The 2,895-nt window shown below is 41.9% G+C and carries 1 protein-coding gene and 1 pseudogene; one reads left to right on the plus strand and one right to left on the minus strand.

What is annotated here, in order from left to right:
• The coding region (locus tag GMD6S_RS08680; RefSeq protein WP_000723752.1) for a pullulanase-associated domain-containing protein at positions 1-2,076 on the minus strand (2,076 nt) is incomplete at its 3' end.
• A gap of 442 nt (positions 2,077-2,518) precedes the next feature.
• Between GMD6S_RS08680 and GMD6S_RS08685 the strand changes: the two are divergent.
• Positions 2,519-2,895, plus strand: a pseudogene (locus GMD6S_RS08685) (DNA-directed RNA polymerase subunit beta); the annotation flags it as partial.

Here is a 2,895-nt window from a genome sequence, read left to right on the forward strand (position 1 = left end):
GCTTGAGTACATACCAGTCAAGGAGAAGTAGTTTTGAGGGTCATATCCCCAGTTGTAGTTGCTGTTGCTTGAAGCGTAGGCAGACAAACGTTCATGGTTTTTCAATTCATTGACAAAGTAGTAAGACAAGACTGGAAGGAGCTGGATGTGGGTCACACCCAAGTCTTTGAGATAGTCTAATTTTTCGATAAAGGCTTCGAAGGTACCGAATGGTTTGGTCAAGTCTTTTGCGATGGCAGGATCCGAAGTGAAGTCACGCACATGAGCTTCATAGATAACGGCATCTTCACGTGATTTGAAGTTACGAATCTTTCCATAGGTCAAGTCTTGCGGACCTAACTTCGCTGGATCGACAAAGGCAGCTTTAGCGACCTTATGAGCGGCATCTGTTTTTGCTAGGTCACTGTTCCAAGTCGCTAATGATTTGGCATAAGGGTCAAGAACGAGGACAGTTTTACCTTGGCGCTCGATTTGGTAGTGGTAGTAGTAGCCAGTGTAGTTGCTGATACCGAGACCAGAGTTTGCATCCAGAGTTTGTTTCCAGGTTCCTTTTTCTCCTTTTTCAAGGGCGACAGTTCCAACTACCTTTTCAGGGTCTTTCTTGTCATAGACAACAACGGAAACCTTATCAGCACTTGGAGACCAGAGGGTGAGGTCAACACGCTTGCCATCTTCTTTCAGAGTTGCGCCGAGTGGCCCATCGTAACTGTAGGACTCATCCTTGAGGCGCCAGCTTGAACGTGTGGTAAAGCGGTCTGAATTGTAGCTGACAGTGTAAGGGTGTTGAGTGTCAGAGAAGTCGCCGATGTAGGTCACTTTTTTACCTGCCTCATCCACTTCCACGTCTGTGATAGCTACTTTATTCCCTTGGTAATCAGTGATGCTGGAGTGTTTGAGGATATCGTCTTTCTTAGCTCCAACGAGGGTAGAAAAACTGCTTTCGATACGAGATTTAGCCACGTGTTGGGCACCAGTCATACGGATATCGTGAACGTAGTAGGGGTTGGTGTAGATGGTTTCGTCATCATCTTTGAGGAAAATCTGACTGTGATTTTTTAGATCAGTGAATTTATAATCTTCTTTTCTGATTTTCACATCATCGCCTTTCTTGCTTTCGTCTAGTAATAAAAATCCAAATTCTCTCGCAGCTTCATTGAGTGGGATATCAATGTAGCGTCCATATTTTCCAGTTGCGGTAAAGTCAGTACCGTCAGGCCATTCTCCACTGCTTGGGTTTTTGACATCGCCCCAATACCAGAGAGATTTTTTGTCATAGTTTCCATCGGTGCGGTAGTAGTTGACACGAATAGTTCCTGCTGGTTGAGGGCGGTAGTTGTATACCTTGTAGTTTTCATCTAGCCAGGCCTCATTCATTTTTGGAGAGAGGCGCTCTACAGAACGGTCTCCCGTCAGGTTATCCCCCTTGGTATTGTTGATGAGGAAGCTGACTTTCTTGGCTTGCTCATTTTTGAGTTTGACATCTAGATAATAGCCGTAGTCATCTTGCTTGGCATCCTTGAAGGACTTGGCTCCATTGGGCCAGTTTTCAGACGGTTTTTCAACATCGTCCCAAGTCCAAAGACCTTGAGAATCTTTGTTCTCTTCAGGGAGTTTTTTTACATGGATACGGAAGTGGTTGTCTGCGATGGGTTCTTCAGAGGATGTGTCAGCTTGTGGTTTTTGTTCTGAAGTTGGCGTTGCAGTGCTGTTATCTACTTTCTCTTCCTTGCTGTTAGCCTGGCTTGTAGTAGCATCTTCTGTTTTAGGTGTTTCTAGTGCTGTAGTAGTTTCCACAGCTGGAGCTTCTTTTTTAGAATCAAGGGAAGCGTTTGCATTCTTTTGTTCAGAAATAGGCGTTTCCTTTTGAGTTTGACTCGTTTCAGTCTCAGTAGGGGCCTTGGTCACAGCGCTGGTATTTTTCTGAGTTTGAGGAAGGTTTTCATTGGCCGAAATAGTTGGCATTGCAGCAGAAAGCAGGACAATGCTGGCACCAATGAGGACAGAACCAGTTCCGTTCTTCAAGGAACGGATACCATAAATCATTTTTTTCTCAGTTTGAGATGGGATCTTTTTCATCACAATTCTCCTTGTGTAGTTGTTCCCTATCAGTATAGCACGAGGTAAACATTAGTGCAAGCGTTTTCCTGACTTTTAAGAGAAAATATAATGCTTCATTCTCTTGAAATTTTAAAATAATATATAGGAAAAGATTGTTTAAAAAATAGTAAAAAAACCTTGAAAAATCTAGCTAAATAAGGTATAATATGAGTAATCATTTGTCGTAGGTTTTGTCTGAAATATTGTCCAGACAAGGCTCACAGCAGTTAAATCTTCTGAAAAAGTCAGATTTAGCTGCTCTTTTTGTGCTTTTTTTCAGGTTTTTGAGTGCTTGTAACAAAGATTTAAAGATTCTGAAAATTTGTCAAAGGGACACGGTGATAGGGGTTTTTAAAACCATATGACGATTAGAAAAGCCTGATTGACAAGGCTTGGAATTTATTTACAAAGGAGAATCATCTTGGCAGGACATGACGTTCAATACGGGAAACATCGTACCCGTCGTAGTTTTTCAAGAATCAAAGAAGTTCTTGACTTACCAAATTTGATTGAAATTCAAACGGATTCATTCAAAGATTTCCTAGATCACGGTCTTAAGGAAGTATTTGAAGATGTATTGCCAATTTCAAACTTCACAGACACAATGGAGTTGGAATTTGTTGGCTATGAAATCAAGGAACCAAAATACACGCTCGAAGAAGCACGTATCCACGATGCTAGCTACTCAGCACCAATTTTTGTAACCTTCCGCTTGATCAATAAAGAAACAGGAGAAATCAAGACCCAAGAAGTCTTCTTTGGTGATTTCCCAATCATGACCGAAATGGGTACTTTCAT

The organism is Streptococcus sp. GMD6S (genome assembly GCF_000297015.1).